The sequence below is a fragment of the Marinagarivorans sp. genome, from assembly GCF_982758155.1.
On the sequence record NZ_CEXWTU010000025.1, the window covers coordinates 1 to 16,899 of the forward strand.

Here is a 16,899-nt window from a genome sequence, read left to right on the forward strand (position 1 = left end):
GCGTACTCACTTTTAGCTTTTCATTAAACGGTAAGCCTTTAACGCGCGAATACTGCGTGCAGTTTGATGAAACTGATTTTGAATTTGTTCATCGCCTACTGGCAGAAGAAGGCATCAGCTATTATTTCAAACATCAGGATGGCGAGCATCAATTAACTTTTGTGGATGATGCGCAAGGCTTCTTTGACTGTGATGTGGATGCGCTGGATTACGATGGCGGCGGAAGCCAACCGACTCAAAACAGTGTGCACCGCTGGGAGCGCAGCTACAGCTTTCATAGCAACGCGGTAGAAACCAGCGATTACAATGAATTCGCCACTACCAATCAGTATAAAAGTAAGGTCAACACGACCACCGATTTGAATGGCGCATCGCCTTACACTATGCGGCATTTTGGTATTTACCGTTTTCAAACAGACGGTGATTCAAAACACGCTTTCGATAGCGGCGATAATACCGCGCGAGCTACCAGCATTATTGAAGCCGAAGAAGGGCAGTTTGATTTAGCCAACGGCACCAGTGATTGTGGCCAATTAGCGGCTGGCGGGCGCTTTACGATAGAGCATCCGCTCGATAGCGAACAAGGCACCTACACAGTAACGCGGATGACCGTAACCGCCCGCGAAGGCAATGGCCGTGACACCTTTTTCGAAAATGATTTTGAGTGTGTGCCGTCCACTAAACTTGTGCGTCCCTTATGGCGCCGCGCCCCTAAAACTATCGATGCCCCTCAAGTGGCGACGGTTGAAGAAGTTAAAGCAACCGAATCGGACAGCTCATCCGATATTTATACTCAGCTAAAAGTGAAGTTCCCCTGGCATAGCGAGCAAAGCTCTTGTTGGGTGCGTGTTGCACAAGCGTTTGCCGGTAAAAACTGGGGCGCTAACTTCGTGCCGCGTGTTGGGCAAGAAGTGATTATTACCTACATAAATGGGGACCCTTGTCGCCCGATAGTCACGGGCGCGGTTTATAACGGAACGAATGAAGGCCCCAATTACACCGCGACGCAAAGCGGCTGGAAAACCCAATACGATAACAGTCAGGTTAATGAATTTCGTTTTGATGATAAGCCGGATTCCGAAGAGGTTTACATGGAAGCCGGAAAAGACCACAACTGGGTGGTACATAACGACCAAACCGGTCTGGTGGAAAACGATCAAACCTTAGAAGTTCTACAAAACCGCACCATCACCGTCACCGAAGGTGATGAAAGTATCACGGTGAAAGAAGGCAATCGCACCGTCGCAGTGGATGAAGGTGATTACGACACGACCGTGGGTAAAGGTGATCACACGACAACGGTGAGTAAAGGCGATCAAAAAAATACCATTTCTAAAGGCGATAAAATCACCACGGTGAGCAAAGGTGATCAGAAAGCGACCATCAGTAAAGGCGATGATATTCTCGGCATTAATATGGGCGATCGCAAAGTGACCTTAGGCAAAGGTGATCACGTCGTTAAAGCCAATGTGGGCAAATATTCGGTCAATGCCAAAGGTGGCGTAAAGGTTGAATCCTTAGCCTCGATAGAATTTAAGTGTGGCTCTAGCAGTATTAAAATGACACCGGCGGGAATAACGATTAAGGGTGTGATGCTAACGTGTAAAGGCGATGCCATGGCCGAAGTGAAAGCCGGTGGGATGTTAACGCTGAAAGGCGGCATCACGATGATTAACTAATTGTTAATCACGCATTAAAAATTAAAGATAACTGACACATTAAAAGCTCAGATTTAAAGGCGTTTACGCAAGAGTTAACCTTATGAATGATTTTGTGAAAATTACCGTTCAAACCGCTGGGGACTTACTTGAGCATATGGACTTGAGTGAGGAAGAAGCCGAGCAGCAGATAGATGTGACTTTACATCCCGCGACCGTGGTCGAGCAGTTAATGAAAGCGAATTTTAACTTAGATGCGGTACGGCTATTGGCGCATGCTTTACCTAAGCGTGAAGCGGTGTGGTGGGCTTGTTTAGCGGTACGCCAAAACCCGATTGAAGAAGGCTCACTGGAGGCGCAAGCCATTACCGCAACCGAAACCTGGGTGCGCACGCCAACAGAAGAATTGCGTTTGTTGTGCCGTGATTTAGCCGAAAAACTGAAACATAAAACCCCCGCGAGCTGGGCGGCAATGGCGGCGGCGTGGTCCACGGGTAGTTTAGCGCCTCAAGATGAGCCCGATGTTGCTCCGCCGGAATACCTTTATGCGCATGCGGTCGGTGGCGCGGTAAATTTAGCGGCTGTTGAGGGCGATGCCGGCGAAGCGGGTAACCGTTACCCCACGTATTTTACGCAAGGGTTCGATTTAGCACGCGGTGGCAGTGGCCAAGCACAATAAAGCCTTTACCTTCTCAACCTCAAAAAATCCACAAACACGGTGAACAACAATGGGAAAACCCGCATCACGCATTACCGACATGCACGTCTGCCCAATGACGACAGGCCCGGTCCCCCACGTGGGCGGCCCCATTGTCTCGCCCGGCGGCCCCACGGTATTGATCGGTAAATTACCTTCGGCCACGCTCGGCAGTATGTGTGTTTGCGTGGGCCCGCCAGATGTCATAGTCATGGGAAGTACAACGGTGATGATCTGTAAAAAGCCGGCAGCGCGAATGGGGGATAGTACGGCACATGGTGGCAAGATTGTGGTGGGCTGTCCTACCGTGTTGATTGGGGGCTGAATTTAAAGTGGATTTAATGAAACTATTAAAACTCAATTTTATTTTAATTATATCTTTTTTATTTATTTCTTCATGTAAGGGGGAAGCAGTGGCAATTATTGACGCAGGTAAGGCTTGCACATTTTCAGAAGTCTCGGGTTATCTTCTAAAAAATGGACAGCCTCTTGGAAACTCCAAAATAACGAGAATTACTGATTGGCAGGGCGAAGTAGTTGATAGCGTTATTACTGATGCGGAGGGTTACTTTCAGATGCCTGCAGTCTATGAGCGTAAAGCCATTGGTGTTTTACCGTCTCAATTTTCAGCAAAACAGTTGTTGAAAGTTGATGTCGATGGTCAGGCCATAAAGTTTTGGTCTGGTGTGAAGATGAATAAAAGCGAGAATTCTGAAGCGAAAGGTCAGGAATTAGTAATAAGCTGTGACTTGGCTAGAGAGGAGAGTGTAGTGAGTGTGGATGGGCAGCCATTCGTAACGTTGTGTGAATGGAATGTTACACCCGATGCTCCAATTACAGCGGATGATTTTTTTACAACTGATGATGATTAATAAAAGGAGAGTATTGTGACTAATCCATTTCCCCCAAAAGTGGTTGCCGGGTTGTGTAAAGATGTATATGCACTGACAAAAATCGATACACTTGAGGAGGCCGAGAAAGTATTGAATGTGCGGTATCAAGACAATCTTAGATTTGCAGATAATAATATGTTGGTCGGTAAAACCGGAGGTCCAGCTTTTATTAAGGTGAGAACTGCTTTTGGATTTGTTTTAGTTGGGCAGAACCAATTGGCTGGTCATGCCTTTGTTTTGTTCCGTGGTACACAATATTTGGCTGATTGGCTGACAAACTTCAATATGCTTTTTGACCGATCTGAGTGTGGTAATCGGGTGCATGATGGATTTAATAAGTCTTTTAGGTCAATGAAGCCTCAAATAGACCCATTTATGAGAGGATTACCACCTGGTACAAAGGTGCATTGCTTGGGACACAGCCTTGGCGGAGCCTTAGCAACATTAGCGGCTGAGTGGATAAAGAAAACAACGAGTTTTGAGGTTTTTTTATATTCCTTTGGTAGTCCTCGAGTCGGACTTGACGATTTTTCAGCTGGCTGTACTAGTTTGATTGGGTGTGATCACGTTTATCGCGCTTACCATAAAACAGATGTTGTTCCTTGCATCCCTATTTGGCCGTTTACCCATACTCCGAATGAAGGACGAGATTACCTTTTATACTCTCCTGGGTTACTGCCCGGCGGCAAGTGGCATGATATGGGCGAGTACGTAATATCGGTAACAAACGGTTCGAGCGGGAAAAGTCTTTCATGGGAAAAACTCTATTCAAACCGGAAGTCAGATTATTCTGATGTGAATGTTTCTGCTTGGCTTACTGATCGTGGGCAGTGTGTCTATTCACTCTCAAACTTTCAGAAAATTGAACATGCTTTCAAATTTGTTATTAAAAAATGCTTGAATGTGGTGGGGGGGATGGCTTCCTTTGCGCAGTCAACGTACACGACATTGATGGATCGTTTAGCGTTTGTGTTAGCGAAAAATTCATTGGTTGATGGTGCATTATCGAGCTGGATTACACTTTTAATGAAAAAAATTGCTCAATTTTTAGGGCTGACAAAGAAATTAGTTGATAGTGATAATTGGAGTGAGGCTGTAATTAGGGATTTGTTGCGTAAATTACAAGTGAAGGCGCAAGTAATGGCTAAGCAAGCTTTAAGCCATGCACTTGCTGATGGACGCGCGCTTTAGACTAAAATAGTAAGGTATGGGCTAATTAAAAAGAGCCCATATTCCTGTTCCTATCAGTCCAACAAAAGCTGCAGGCACAGTAAAAAATAGAAAAGCCCAGCTAACCATCAAGCTCTGAGATTTAGATACTGCAGCTATTAGTAACAATGCCACAGGAGAAAGCCCAAAGCAGATTAGCCCAACACTCACCGTTAACGGAGACCATGTTAGGCTGCTTAATGCACTACCTATATAATGAATTAGACCGGAAAAAATCATAATAAAAATTGCTGCCGTTAATATGACAGCTCCAACGGCCATTAACTCTTTAATGATTGGTTTCTGCCTGATTTTATCGGCGCCATTCTCGGCCCCAAAACACATCATTCCAATTAACATAATGAGCGCAATCCCACCAAAGGCTATGCCAAAGGTCAGTGCGCTCCATTTAAAAATAATATAGCTTGTCATTGAATTCTGCTTCAGGTGTTGTTGGCTAAGTGTCCACTAAATTTGCAAACTTACTTAAAATAGACTAAAGCTCGGTTGCGTTAGATTATTTTATCAGACTCTAAGAGTGGTGCAGTATTTATTAAACAGATGAGGTGAGTCTATGCGCTTCGAGTTTGAGTTCAAAATGTTAAACTGTCCGAAAATAATCCAATAAAGATATAGCGATGACTAATGAAAAAAACGTGATCTTAGGGTTGAGCAACCCTAAGAGTCCTTCTAATGTTGGTGCTGTTATGAGAGCGGCTGGTTGTTATGGTGTTAATGCGGTGCGTTATACGGGGAAGCGATTTGATCGGGCCGCTAAGTACCATACAGATACGCAGAATATATCCACACAGATACCATTAGTTTGTGTTGAGGCGCTAGAGGCTGATTTAGCTGAAAATACTCAATTGGTCTGTATTGAGTTAGTGGAGGGGGCCATACCATTACCGGAATTCAGGCATCCTGAAAATGCACTCTATGTTTTTGGCCCTGAGGATGGCTCCGTGGGGCAAGAGCTGGTGGATATAGCGGATGCGGTTGTATACATCCCTACGATAGGCTGCATGAACCTGGCCGCAACCGTTAATGTAGTTTTGTATGATCGCTTAGCAAAAGCACACGAAACTATTGATCATGAGCAGCGAGTGAAAACCAGCCGGGATGTTAATAATCGCTTGATGATTAATCGACTGAATAAATAAGAAAGCCCGAGCTAGGTTCGGTGCTCCCTTATTGACCAAGCTGATTAATGGCTTACTTCTGTTTGTGTGCTCTCGTTTATTTTGCGAGCTTCGTTGACGAGCATTACTGGAATGCCGTCGCGAATAGGGTAGGCCAAACCACTTTCTTCACAGATTAATTCTTGATTATCTTTGTCTAGTGTTAGTGGCGCTTTGCTTTGGGGGCATACAAGTATATTAAGGAGTTCTTGGTTAATCATGGGTTACCTTCTAAGGAATATGACTGAAAATTTTTAGTTTTTAGGCCGGCTGACTTAATACCAGTTTGGCGCTAATGACGGTTGTTTGATTCTGTAAGCATTCAATTTGATAAATCGCGCCATTAGCATTAGCCAATAACATCTCGGCATCGATGGTTATTGGGCATGTTGGCTCAACGGTTTTTTGTTGCATGATGATATTTTTGGTGGCTCCAATATAAGCGGGTCGCTGCTCGCCCAAACCGCTAGCAAGTAATGCGGCGTGAACCGCTGCAGCTTGAGCGGCGTATTCAATGAGTAATAGGCTGTTGAATGTATTGTTGTCTGACTCTTCAATTAAAGGATTATCTAATAATGATTTGGCGAGTACCTTTGCCGTAATACTGTCGCTATTCCAGTGGGTGATTTCATCCAATAAAACCATATTTCCGGTATGGGGAATTAGCTGGCTAATGGCTGCATGATCGATGACGGGTTGCGGCATTAGCAGCTCACCTTAAATGCAGTATTCTGAGCACCGTTTTCAAAAATAACAATGGAATCCTCTTTTGTTGCAATGCTGACTAGTAATGGCAGGCAGCGGGCGGCGGGATTTTGCTGCCTTAATTCCTCGAGGGGGGAAGTTAGTATACTCGCCGCAGTGTTGTTATTTTCTTGAAGTGTAATAGTGGCAAGGCTTCGGCTTGTAGCTTGTGGCCTTAGTAGTAAGGCCACGCCAAATTCAACCGGTATATTGCGCTTAGCCTGCAGGATACCCGGTGGGCAAATGTCATATACGGCCAATAGGCAAGGCTGTTGCTCAGATTGGCAATAAGTCATGGCCTCTAGAAGACCTGCTGCAAAACTTGTGTCGTAAGCCGAAAGGCTGGTGGAGGCAAGTTGGCCTCCTGTAGCGATGCTCCAGTAACCTGCGGCTGAGTTGTGAACCGAATTATGAAAGCGGGTAGGGGAAACCAGGCGTTCGGGTTCGCAAAGTGATTGGCAGATCTGGTCTATGATCGGGTAATCGCCGTCCGAAGATGCAAAGACCGTGGCGTATTGGGCGGCATCTTCATCGGGGCGCTGCGCGAAGGCGTCTTCGCATACACGAAAAGCCATGCGAACTAAGCCAGTTGCTCGTCGCCTTTCATTGGGTGGGAGCAGTAACGGCTTATATTTTTCGAGTGGTGTTGGGTTATAAGATTGCTTCCCAGTCAGTATGTTTTGGCTTTCGATCCAGTTGTTTAATCCCGGTGCTGCAACGCCGATACTCTCTATGCTGACAGATAACATTTATTTAACTCCTACTACTAAACTGCAATTGCTACCGCCAAAACCGAATGAATTGCTCAGGGCATATTGTAGTGGGCCTGAGTAGTTATCTTTTAGTAGATGTATTTTACTGTCGGGGTCTTGTTGCTCCAAATTTTTATTTTTAGGTGCAAGGTTATGTTGCAGTGCTTGTAGGCAGATGGCAATTTCGATAATTCCTGCTGCGCCTAGTGTGTGCCCCGTCCAGCCCTTTGTTGAACTTGCCTTGCAGGCATCTTTAAATAATTGCGCTACAGCGGCTGACTCGGCACTGTCGTTCGCTTTTGTACCGGTTCCATGTAGATTGATGTAATCGACATTTTGCGGGCTAATATTGGCTTTTTCGAGGGCCATGCTCATGGCTTGGAATGCGCCACGCCCTTCTGGATGCGGTGACGACATGTGGTAAGCATCACTACTTTCGCCATAGCCTAAAAGCTGAGGGTGATTCGTATTACATAAATGCGCTGCTTCAGGTTTTTCTAAAATGGCAAAGCCCGCCCCTTCTCCAATATTAATACCGTCACGATTTTCATCAAAAGGTTTACAGGGGGTAGTTGAAACGAGTTGCAGTGCGTTAAAGCCGTAGAGTGTTGTTAAGCACAGTGAGTCGACGCCACCGACAATGGCTGCATCGCATAGGCCGCAGGCAATTGCACGCTGTGCGGAAGCAAAAACTTTAGCACTAGAAGAGCAGGCTGTAGATATTGCACTTATGGGTCCCTTCGCACCGGTAGCAAAAGCGGTAAAGCCAGCTGGCGAAAAAATGCTATGAGTTGACTCGTAATTATACCAGTCAGGTAGTTCTGAACTTTTTTGCCTGTGCGCTTCGATATAGGCTTTTTCAGTCTCGTGGATACCGGAGGTACTTGTGCCGACAAAAACAGCAACACGATTGGCTCCATAGCGTTGCACGGCCTTTTTTGCCTGCGCTAAGAAATTATCTTGCTGTAGTGCTAACCAGGCGAGTCGATTATTGCGGCAGTCATAATGTGATAGTGCTTGGGGTAGGGGCGTTTCTAAGCCCTTCACTTCACCGATCCATGTGTTTAAATCTTTAATGTCAGAAAAATCACAGGGTTTTAGCTTGGAGTTTCCAGCTTCAATTTCGCGCCAGTTATTTTCCCGCCCTGCCGCTAAACAGCTTGTGTAAGTGTAATCTGTGATCAGTAATGGTTGCATATCGTGTGATTCTAAAATTAAAGTAAGATTGGCTTAGGGGGTTAATGGTTCGAGTTATGGACCCCAAAAAGGATAAAAGTTAAACCAATTACGAGGGTAACTTTGGGCGAAGTGTTCAAGCCTTGCGACATAATGATGAATCGCTTTATCAATGGCTGGGCCTCTTTCTTTACGTGAGTCGCCTAAACGGTCGGCAATGGGTTCGAAGTGTATATCATAGCGTTTGTTGCCGCGGTATATGCCAAAGCAGGCAATAACGGGTGCCTTAAGGATGGATGCTAATTGCCAAGGTCCTTCGGGGAACTGAGCGCGCTCACCCAGAAAGTCGATGCTGCGGCTACGGTCGCCTTGTGCGCAGCGGTCAGCCATTACGCCAATCATTTCGTTGTTCGCGATGGCTTCACTGAGTATTAGGGCTAACTCGGGCGCAGGGATTCTGGCATCAATGACGCCCTGCGCTAAGGTTGGATCTAGTGCTTGTAGTAGTTCGAGAGCTTGGCTGTTGTGCGCGATATCGAGCACTATTCGCAATTTGAAGTATTTATGTCGTGCGGCTAAAACACGCATTGCATCAAAGCTGCCCATGTGCGAGGTTAATAATACACAACCTTGGCTTGCGTACTGCTCGAATAGCTCTTTGCCGGTAATGTGAATATTAAACTGGTCGTCTTTGCCGGCTAAGAAAAATATGCGATCTACAGCTACTGTTGCGAAGGTGAGCAAGTGTAAATAGACTTCTTTAATCGACCCTTTTTTGTTGCATGCGCGAAGTATAAATTGCTTTGAGGCTCGGCGGGCTGTTGTGGCAAATACAATATAATAAAAAATAATAATGCAGAGCACGATATTAATGGCGCGTCGGCCGAGCGTTAATGCAATCCATGCGAGGAAGCGAATTAAGCGCGATGACCCTCGTTCATTTTGTTGCTGCCAAGTTTTACTCATAAGCCAAATAATCTCTTGCTTCAGCACGTTGTTAATCGTGAAGAATAAAGTGCCCTGTAGCGGATAATGTTTTGTCTGGTGTGTATACGGTTAATTTAACAATGCTGTTTGAGTAAAAACTTTCTATGGATAACAGCATTCCAGGTGTAATCGGAGTATGAAATTTCATTTGCTTAATTCGCGATACGGGTTGCCGGTACTGCTTGTATAGTGCTTGTCCAAGCCATTTTAAAAGTAGGGCGCCCGGTACTAATGGAGCGCCGGGAAAGTGACCTGCAAAACAGGGGTGTGATACGGGTACTTGCAGTGTTAGATAATCACCGGTTGCGCTGTTGCTGGCTTGGTCCATTTCTATTGGCTCGTCCTTAAGGTGTAAGTAATAATCATTTGCTGTCTTGAAGCTTCTGCCAAAGTTGTGTTATTGCTTGCTGCGTTAATTTCCCGGTGCTGTTACGCGGTAAAACCGGTACTGCAATAATTGGTCTTGGTATGAGTGTGGTATCGATACGTTTTAATAGGGCTATTCGGATCTCTTGTTCAGTGAGTTGAGATACCACGAATGCCGCGGGTCTATTTTCCGTTTTGGCATCGTTCGGCATAAATACCGCGCCATCATTGACCCCTGCAATATCGAGTAGTTGACGGTTTAAATCGGCAATGGATGCACGCTTACCGCCCACATTGATCATATCTTGGTGTCTGGCTCCGAGTAAAAAATGACAGTCATCGATGATGTCTATTGTATCACTGAGCGGCGCTATGCCGACTAAATGAGGAGCGGTGGTTGTTGAGGTGTTGTTTTTCTCTGTCTGTAGTTCAAAACCTGCAAGTAGCTCCCACTGCAATCCCAGGCTGGTTTGTCGTGTTGCCATGCTACCGGCTTCGGTGCAGCCGTAGATTTCCCACAGCGGGCAATTGAGCGTGTTTTCACAGGCTTCGGCCAGGGGAGAGGCTAAGGGTGCCGTTGCTGAAATAATACATTGTAGTGATAGTTTGTTCTTTGCATCTAAAACTTCAGATTTTATTAATGCGCGTAAATGAATTGGGGTGCTAATTAATGCACTTGGCATATCAATGTGGCGCAGAGTGTCGGCAATATCGGCGGGGAAAAATGGGTGGGAATTATGCATCACCCCGTGCCCCTGCAGTACCATTAGTAGTGATGTTTCTAATCCGTACATATGCTGTGGCGGAACGGTCGCCACTAGCGCTGTAGGGGCCTGCAGCAATCGCTGACTTAATAACTGTGCAGTAGTGGCCAGTGTGCCCCAGACTTTTTCGATGGGCTTAGGTTTGCCTGTACTGCCGGATGTAAAGGCGATGGCGGCAAGCTGGTTGCTGGGGATGTTGTGGGGCGCGAGTATTTCGTTGTGCTTGGGCTCGAGTGTAAGTTGGCTAATATCAATATGTTTGATTTCGCATTCGGTCGGGCTATCAAAAATGCAGTAGCAACAATCACCATGATCTTTAGCGATATCTTTTAATGTTAGAGGTTGCCGATTGGGGGCCAATAAATTAGTCGTGCCTTTGAGTAATAGGGCGCAGAAAACCACTAAAAATTGAAAGCGGTCTTTGCAAAGGTTAAGGGCAAAGTTGGCGTTGGGTAGCTCTTGGGCTAATGCATTAACATGCTGCAAAAATTGTTGTTGAGTGGTGATCTGTAAGCGATCTTTACCCGGTTGGAGGGCTAGGGGGGCATCGGCTTGGTAGTTGGCGATTAGCGGAATCAGGTGTTGTGCGCTGATCTGTGACCCTGCAGGGGGTAGATTTTGAGGCTTTATCATGAGGTTAGCGTCGTATGTTCGCGTGATAAATAATGGTTAAATATTCCCAAAAACCGGGATGGTTATGTTTAGGGAAGAGCTTTTTGCGCAAATAAAATTCACCGACAAATAAAACACTCACAATGATGTAGTTGAATACGTTGGTAAACCAGAACCATAACGATTGCTGGCCCGTGAGTAAAAGGGTGGTGGGAATTGTGGCCATAATAACAAACAGGCAGCACCAACTAACCGTTAACCAATAGGTGTAACGACGCATTGCGACGCTTAATGGGCCGCGCGAGTTCTCGCCGATGGCGGTAATGAGTGCTTCTTTCCCTGGGAGTAGTGTCGAGCCAAAAATAATGAGCAACGACAAAGGGATGACTACCGGTGGAATATAGGTGAGGTAAATGTCTGATTGGTTAATGGCTAGCGCTGCGAGTATCGCTGTGATGCCGCAATACGCGATCCAACCCTTGAGGGAGGGGCGAATTAAACTGGATAGAAATACTCCGGTTAGTACGCCAAAGATGGCAACAAAGCGCAAGGCCGGTAGTTGAAAAAGAAAAGCACTGTGCGAAAGCACAGGGTAAGCCGCAATAAGCAAAAGCGTAGCAATTACATGAGGTTTAATGAAAGGCGGGGTCATTGCGGTTGGCCAAGTTGCGCTGTTTTATTGCCCTCCCATTCGATTTCTCTAGCTTGAGGGCTTTTATCAAAAAGAAAAACGCGGTTTTCCGCGGCTCAGCATTTTGGCTTAATACAGGGGGTTACCCTGTTTGGTCTTGAATAAACTGATTTAGCGAACGCAAGCTATAAAAAATAGATTTATTATTTTCGTCGTCGGCTTTGAGTTGTACTTGATATTTCTTCGCTATGGCCAGCGATATCTCAAGCGCATCAATGGAGTCCAGTCCCAGGCTATCGGGGGCGCTAATGTCAAACAGTGGCGCCTCGGCAACAATTTCGCCAGCGCTAATATCTTCTAGCTCTAAGGCTTCAATCAATACCTCTGCTAGTGCGAGCTCTTGTTCTGCTTGTTCACTCATAACCGGCTCCTTAAGCTTTGCTGGGCTTCACGCCCGTGTATTCACTAAATATGCCCATCACAACGGCGCGATGGGTATCTTGCAGGCCGGTGTCTTTGAGTGCTTGCACGATGGTCGCGGGGGGGACGCACTGCTCGATGGTGTCCCAGTAGTAGCGCATTAAAACTTTACTGTCGGCGCTGCGGCGGAAAATTTTGGCTAGATTAGGCACAACGCCTTTCAAATAAAACTTCAAAAAAGCGGTTGAAAGTTTGCCTTCAGGGCGGGTGATTTCGAGTAGTAAAATTTTCCCGCCGGGTTTTAAAATACGTTGGTATTCCGAGAAGGCCTCTTTTAGGTCGGCAACGTGGCGTAAGGCATAACCCATGGTGAGGTAGTCAAAGGTGTTGTCGGGGAAGGGAAGCGCTTCGCCTAAACCGAGAGTGGCGTTTTTAACGCCGGATTTTACTGCCTCGCCGAGCATGCCTTTACTGGGGTCCAGCGAAACAACCAAGCCGGTATCGCCCACAATCTTTTGCGATAATAGCGACACCACTCCGGTGCCTGCGCCCACATCCAAGACTTTATCGCCTTGCGATACGCCTGCACGTAATAATGCTTGGTATCGATACCATTTGCCTGAGCCAAAGCTCATAACGCTAGTAATCCAATCGTAATGTTCGGCAGAAGAATCGAACATGCCGTCTACTCTCTCGCGCCGCGCTTCGGGCGATTCATAGTACTCTTCAAGAACAGGGTGAGGGGCTATACGGTTGGTATCACTGTCGGCCATGGCATTTACTCCTAAAAATCAAGGCGCGTACTTTAAGGGAGTCGTTAAATTGTGGCAAGTTGAAGGTGATAGATTACTGCGTTTTTTTCGGTGTGTTGCGTGCTATGGCATGAGATTGTCTCTATAATCGCCGGCTAAATTTAATCGGACAGCAGGCTAGACGCTATGAGTTTATGGCTGGCTGCGAGATGGAGAGGTCAGTGATACGTTGTCAGTATGTGCCCACGGATGAACCCGAGGTCTTGCCTAGCGGCTTGCTAGCCGCCGTGGCTTTTGATGAGTTTTGTACCGGTGGCGTGGGGATTCTAGGTATTAGTTCAGGGCTGCGTGTGCTGGCGGGGAGCTATTCGAAAGAGCATATAGTGTCTGCGGGTGCTGTTCAGCAGGGGCAAGCAGAGGGTTTGTTTTGGTCCGAGGATGGAGAGCATTTGATAGCGGCGCTTTGGGTTAACGAAGCGGACCGAGCGGCTAATGTTGAAGTGGTGGCTTTGGAGCTTTATCGCGCCCTATTTCAGGTTATGGCCGAAAAAGGTTTTTCACATCTTATTCGCGTATGGAATTATTTTGCAGACATAAACGGCGAGGCACAAGGTTTGGAGCGTTACCGTCAGTTTTGTGTGGGGCGTCATCAGGCGTTTGAGCAGGCAGGACTTACCGAAGGTGATTACCCCTCGGCTTGTGCGTTAGGGCATCGAGGCGGTGATGTGTTGGTATATGCACTGGCGAGTAAACAGCGGCCATTACACTTTGAAAACCCCAAACAACAAGCGGCTTATCATTACCCTGAACAATATGGCCCACGTAGCCCTTCCTTTGCGCGCGCGACGTTACTGGGTGATACGCTCTATGTTTCGGGAACTGCGAGTGTTGTAGGGCACGAAACCGCGCATGTAAATAATGTAACGGCGCAGGCACATACAACACTGGCAAATTTAGTCGAGCTTATTGCGCACATTGCAGGCAAACAGGGGTTGGATGCGAGCCAGTGGCAAGCGGATATTTTAAAGGTATACATCCGTAATACTGAGGATGTCGTGGAAATTCAGTCAATCGTGAGCCAGGCATACCCTGGAGTGCCTTGTGTATTTTTGGCGGCTGATGTCTGTCGTTCCGATTTATTATTAGAGATCGACGGTATATGGAAACTCAAACAGTAAAAGACTACACCTTAGTGCAGCGGATGATGCGTTCGAAAGCATGGCGTATTCCGGCTACGGGTGTGGGGTTTGGCTTATTTGGTATTGGCGGGGTGCTGCTATCTTTAACGGTATTTCCTTTGATGTACGTGCTGCCGATATCGGCGCGTAAAAAAGAGCGTATATCGCGCTTAAGCATCTCTAAAGTTTGGCGGGGGTATGTTGCCATATTGCGTTGGTTGGGGTTGATTAGTTATGAATTCCATAATGTAGAGGCGCTCACCGAGCCAAATCAGCTTATTATTGCTAATCATCCTTCATTGCTCGATGTGGTGTTTATTATTGGTTTAACGGGGGATGCGAGCTGTATTGTTAAAGCCAGTTTGTGGAAAAACCCTTTTACGGGCTTTGCTGTCCGTGCCGCAAATTATGTGAGTAATGGGGAAAGCCGTTTGTTTGCTCTGTGTATTGAGATGTTAGCGGCGGGGCAGTCATTGATTGTTTTCCCCGAGGGTACTCGCACTAAGCCTGGCGAGCCGCTCAGTTTTCATCGTGGCCCTTCTAATCTTGCGCTGAGTAGCGGGTTACCTATAACACCAGTGGTTATTTTATGCGAGCCAGCAACGTTAGTTAAAAATAGGCAATGGTATGAGGTTTCGGATGAGCCGGCGCACTATACCATTACCGTTATGCCTAAAATGCCAGTAGCCCATTACCTCGATGATGGGCAGTTTCAAAGTACGGCGGCGCGCCAGTTAACTCGCGAATTAACGTCTTACTTTAGTGGCTTTACCGGTAATCCTCTGAAGGTTGCGAAGCGCTAAAGCGAAGCTTTTTGGTTTTGGCTCTGGTAGACTTGCGCCGTTTTTTTGCTCTGCGCCTTTTCAGGTTAGGGCTTAAAGTATGCATTGATATGAATGGAAGTGGGTTATGTATTCAAAAGAGCAGATATATGCGTTTCTTCAAGAGAGTCTTGAAACATTGTTTGAGATTGACCCGGAAGATATAACGCCTGAAGCAAGCCTGTATGAAGATTTGGACATTGATAGCATCGATGCCGTTGATTTAACGGTTAAGCTCAAGGAGTTTACTGGCCGCCGTATACAGCCCTCTGATTTTAAGCAGGTTCGCACGGTTCAAGACGTGGTTGATGCTGTTTACGATTTACTTAATCGCCCTGAAGATGCCAGTGATACATCAGAAACACCTCAGTAATGTCCAGCTCAATATCTGGTGAGAAAAAAGGCGCGGTGCTGGATGCTGCGCTGCGCAAGCAGGCACTGAATCGACCGGTCGCTCGCAATATAAAGCACATCGGTATCGATGGTGTTGAGTTAAGCCTAGATATAGCCCCTTCGTTACCGTGTTTGGCGGGACACTTTGACAGCTTTCCTGTTGTCCCTGGCGTGGTTCAAATTGATTGGGTAGTGCATTACGCCAATGCGCTACTGGATCTGGATTGGCCGGTATTGAGGCTTGATCGTCTAAAGTTCACATGTCCTATGCAGCCCAATAGCTCATTGGATGTGAAGTTGGTTTTTAATCGAGAAAAACAGTGGCTCGATTTCCAATTTTTTTGTGTAAAAAATAATTATTCTAAAGGGCGTGTTGTCTATGAAAGCCCGAGCGATTAACCCCTGCGTTATTATTCCTGTTTACAATCACCCCTATAAAATCATGGCGGTAGTCGAGACTGTTCGGCAAAAAGATTTACCGTGCGTACTGGTCGATGACGGCAGCGAGCCCAATTGCGCGGCGGTATTGGCGAATATCAGCGACGCTGATGAGGCCGTGTATTTACTGAGAATGGATGAAAATAGCGGTAAGGGCGCGGCTGTTTGCCGGGGGCTTAAATATGCGCATCAGCTGGGCTTTAGTCATGCTTTACAAGTCGATGCCGATGGTCAGCACGACCTGAGTGATATTCCTAAATTTTTACAGGCAGCAGCGGCTAAACCTCAAGCCGTTATTTCGGGCTGTCGGCGTTATCATGATATGCCCCCTTCGCGGCGCAGTGGCCGTAAATTGACGGACTTCTGGGTTTGCGTTAATACGGTATCGCGGTCTATTAAAGATTCCATGTGTGGTTATCGCTTGTATCCACTGGAAGCAACGCTAACCTTACTGCAGCAAAAACGTATTGGTGCACGCATGGACTTTGATACCGATATTTTGGTCCGGCTTTATTGGCAAGGGCTTGATGTTGTTAATATCGAAACCAATATCCGTTATCAGGATGATATTCCCTCTCATTTTGATGTTGTTCAGGATAATGTGCGTATAACGTGGATGCATACCCGTTTATTCTTTGGCATGTTGCCTCGCTTCTTTTCGCTATGGTTACGTAAGGCGCCGGATAAAAAACAATAAATGAGTAACGAGTAGCGCTATTCTCGCGCACTGTACGCAAAGCTTGTCACTTGATGATATTTTAGCTGGAAGCCATAAAGATGAGTTATAGCACTGAAACAGAAATTCTAATCCCTTTCCATGACGTAGATTCAATGGGGATTGTGTGGCATGGGCATTATGCCAAATATTTTGAAGTCGCTCGCTGTGAGTTTTTGGACAGTTTTAATTATGGTTACAAAGCGATGGATACGTCGGGTTATTCGTGGCCGATTGTGGATATGCGCATTAAATATGTACAACCGCTTAAGTTTGATCAAAAGGTCGTTGTTCAGTGCCGGCTTAAAGAGTGGGAATACCGGTTGAAAATTGAATATGTCATTGTTAATAAGAGTGGTGACCCTTTAACCAAAGGTCATACGGTTCAGTTTGCTATAGATCAAACCTCGGAGGAGGTGTGCTTCGAAACTCCAGCACCTTTCCGTGACGCATTAAAGCGTAAATTAGGCCGCTTAGATTAGCGCTTCCAAATGATAGGCCGATATATAAGACGG

The 16,899-nt window shown here is 46.3% G+C and carries 23 protein-coding genes; 12 read left to right on the top strand and 11 right to left on the bottom strand.

Going from position 1 to position 16,899, the window contains the following annotated elements; genetic code table 11:
• The 5 genes from AC3A8L_RS04945 to AC3A8L_RS04965 all read left to right on the top strand — a co-directional run.
• A partial coding sequence (locus AC3A8L_RS04945; RefSeq protein ID WP_487961125.1) for a type VI secretion system Vgr family protein occupies positions 1-1,679 on the top strand: 1,679 nt, incomplete at its 5' end.
• A gap of 82 nt (positions 1,680-1,761) precedes the next feature.
• A complete protein-coding gene (locus tag AC3A8L_RS04950) occupies positions 1,762-2,337 on the top strand; it encodes a DUF6931 family protein (RefSeq protein WP_487961126.1) in 576 nt (191 codons plus the stop codon).
• A gap of 49 nt (positions 2,338-2,386) precedes the next feature.
• Positions 2,387-2,680 carry a PAAR domain-containing protein gene (locus AC3A8L_RS04955; protein ID WP_487961127.1) on the top strand — a complete coding sequence of 98 codons (294 nt, stop codon included), beginning with the start codon at positions 2,387-2,389 and terminating at the stop codon, positions 2,678-2,680.
• Positions 2,681-2,696: 16 nt separating this feature from the next.
• Positions 2,697-3,227 (top strand): DUF6795 domain-containing protein, encoded by a 531-nt coding sequence (locus AC3A8L_RS04960; protein ID WP_487961128.1) that lies wholly within the window; start codon positions 2,697-2,699, stop codon positions 3,225-3,227.
• 15 nt (positions 3,228-3,242) lie between these two features.
• Complete coding sequence (locus tag AC3A8L_RS04965) at positions 3,243-4,439, top strand: lipase family protein (protein WP_487961129.1); 1,197 nt, start codon at positions 3,243-3,245, stop codon at positions 4,437-4,439.
• Positions 4,440-4,460: 21 nt separating this feature from the next.
• On the opposite strand, the gene AC3A8L_RS04970 is transcribed toward AC3A8L_RS04965, so the two are convergent.
• Positions 4,461-4,889 carry a hypothetical protein gene (locus tag AC3A8L_RS04970; protein ID WP_487961130.1) on the bottom strand — a complete coding sequence of 143 codons (429 nt, stop codon included), beginning with the start codon at positions 4,887-4,889 and terminating at the stop codon, positions 4,461-4,463.
• 206 nt (positions 4,890-5,095) lie between these two features.
• Here AC3A8L_RS04970 and AC3A8L_RS04975 point away from each other — a divergent pair, with 206 nt between their 5' ends.
• Positions 5,096-5,617 carry an RNA methyltransferase gene (locus tag AC3A8L_RS04975; protein ID WP_487961131.1) on the top strand — a complete coding sequence of 174 codons (522 nt, stop codon included), beginning with the start codon at positions 5,096-5,098 and terminating at the stop codon, positions 5,615-5,617.
• A 44-nt stretch (positions 5,618-5,661) separates the two neighbouring features.
• Here AC3A8L_RS04975 and AC3A8L_RS04980 read toward each other — a convergent pair whose 3' ends face one another.
• The 10 genes from AC3A8L_RS04980 to AC3A8L_RS05025 form a co-directional block, all read right to left on the bottom strand.
• The gene (locus tag AC3A8L_RS04980; RefSeq protein ID WP_487961132.1) at positions 5,662-5,856 is read right to left on the bottom strand and encodes a Trm112 family protein; all 195 of its coding nucleotides are present in this window, start codon (positions 5,854-5,856) and stop codon (positions 5,662-5,664) included.
• Positions 5,857-5,896: 40 nt separating this feature from the next.
• Positions 5,897-6,340 carry an ApeP family dehydratase gene (locus AC3A8L_RS04985; protein WP_487961133.1) on the bottom strand — a complete coding sequence of 148 codons (444 nt, stop codon included), beginning with the start codon at positions 6,338-6,340 and terminating at the stop codon, positions 5,897-5,899.
• The gene (locus AC3A8L_RS04990; protein WP_487961134.1) at positions 6,340-7,128 is read right to left on the bottom strand and encodes a beta-ketoacyl synthase chain length factor; all 789 of its coding nucleotides are present in this window, start codon (positions 7,126-7,128) and stop codon (positions 6,340-6,342) included. The genes AC3A8L_RS04985 and AC3A8L_RS04990 overlap by 1 nt, the downstream gene beginning before the upstream one ends.
• A complete protein-coding gene (locus AC3A8L_RS04995) occupies positions 7,129-8,328 on the bottom strand; it encodes a beta-ketoacyl-[acyl-carrier-protein] synthase family protein (protein WP_487961135.1) in 1,200 nt (399 codons plus the stop codon).
• 54 nt (positions 8,329-8,382) lie between these two features.
• Positions 8,383-9,273, bottom strand: a complete 891-nt coding sequence (locus tag AC3A8L_RS05000; protein WP_487961136.1) for a lysophospholipid acyltransferase family protein — start codon at positions 9,271-9,273, stop codon at positions 8,383-8,385.
• A 31-nt stretch (positions 9,274-9,304) separates the two neighbouring features.
• A complete protein-coding gene (locus tag AC3A8L_RS05005; RefSeq protein ID WP_487961137.1) occupies positions 9,305-9,622 on the bottom strand; it encodes an ApeI family dehydratase in 318 nt (105 codons plus the stop codon).
• A 34-nt stretch (positions 9,623-9,656) separates the two neighbouring features.
• Positions 9,657-11,057 (bottom strand): AMP-binding protein, encoded by a 1,401-nt coding sequence (locus AC3A8L_RS05010; RefSeq protein ID WP_487961138.1) that lies wholly within the window; start codon positions 11,055-11,057, stop codon positions 9,657-9,659.
• Positions 11,058-11,061: 4 nt separating this feature from the next.
• Positions 11,062-11,688: a COG4648 family protein gene (locus AC3A8L_RS05015; RefSeq protein ID WP_487961139.1), complete on the bottom strand. Its 627-nt coding sequence runs from the start codon at positions 11,686-11,688 to the stop codon at positions 11,062-11,064.
• 121 nt (positions 11,689-11,809) lie between these two features.
• Positions 11,810-12,088 carry a phosphopantetheine-binding protein gene (locus AC3A8L_RS05020; RefSeq protein WP_487961140.1) on the bottom strand — a complete coding sequence of 93 codons (279 nt, stop codon included), beginning with the start codon at positions 12,086-12,088 and terminating at the stop codon, positions 11,810-11,812.
• Positions 12,089-12,098: 10 nt separating this feature from the next.
• Complete coding sequence (locus AC3A8L_RS05025) at positions 12,099-12,860, bottom strand: class I SAM-dependent methyltransferase (protein WP_487961141.1); 762 nt, start codon at positions 12,858-12,860, stop codon at positions 12,099-12,101.
• Positions 12,861-13,060: 200 nt separating this feature from the next.
• Here AC3A8L_RS05025 and AC3A8L_RS05030 point away from each other — a divergent pair, with 200 nt between their 5' ends.
• The 6 genes from AC3A8L_RS05030 to AC3A8L_RS05055 all read left to right on the top strand — a co-directional run bounded on the left by AC3A8L_RS05030 (position 13,061) and on the right by AC3A8L_RS05055 (position 16,866).
• On the top strand, positions 13,061-14,017 hold the full coding sequence (locus AC3A8L_RS05030; RefSeq protein ID WP_487961142.1) for a chorismate transformation FkbO/Hyg5 family protein: 957 nt from the start codon (positions 13,061-13,063) through the stop codon (positions 14,015-14,017).
• A complete protein-coding gene (locus tag AC3A8L_RS05035) occupies positions 13,999-14,820 on the top strand; it encodes a lysophospholipid acyltransferase family protein (protein WP_487961143.1) in 822 nt (273 codons plus the stop codon). Before AC3A8L_RS05030 ends, AC3A8L_RS05035 begins: the two co-directional genes overlap by 19 nt.
• A 106-nt stretch (positions 14,821-14,926) precedes the next feature.
• Complete coding sequence (locus tag AC3A8L_RS05040; protein WP_487961144.1) at positions 14,927-15,211, top strand: acyl carrier protein; 285 nt, start codon at positions 14,927-14,929, stop codon at positions 15,209-15,211.
• Positions 15,211-15,630, top strand: a complete 420-nt coding sequence (locus AC3A8L_RS05045; RefSeq protein ID WP_487961145.1) for an ApeI family dehydratase — start codon at positions 15,211-15,213, stop codon at positions 15,628-15,630. The genes AC3A8L_RS05040 and AC3A8L_RS05045 overlap by 1 nt, the downstream gene beginning before the upstream one ends.
• Positions 15,611-16,366, top strand: coding sequence for a glycosyltransferase family 2 protein (locus AC3A8L_RS05050; protein WP_487961146.1), 756 nt, complete (start codon positions 15,611-15,613; stop codon positions 16,364-16,366). The genes AC3A8L_RS05045 and AC3A8L_RS05050 overlap by 20 nt, the downstream gene beginning before the upstream one ends.
• 80 nt (positions 16,367-16,446) lie before the next feature.
• Positions 16,447-16,866 (top strand): acyl-CoA thioesterase, encoded by a 420-nt coding sequence (locus AC3A8L_RS05055; RefSeq protein ID WP_487961147.1) that lies wholly within the window; start codon positions 16,447-16,449, stop codon positions 16,864-16,866.
• The last annotated feature ends 33 nt before the right edge of the window (positions 16,867-16,899 follow it).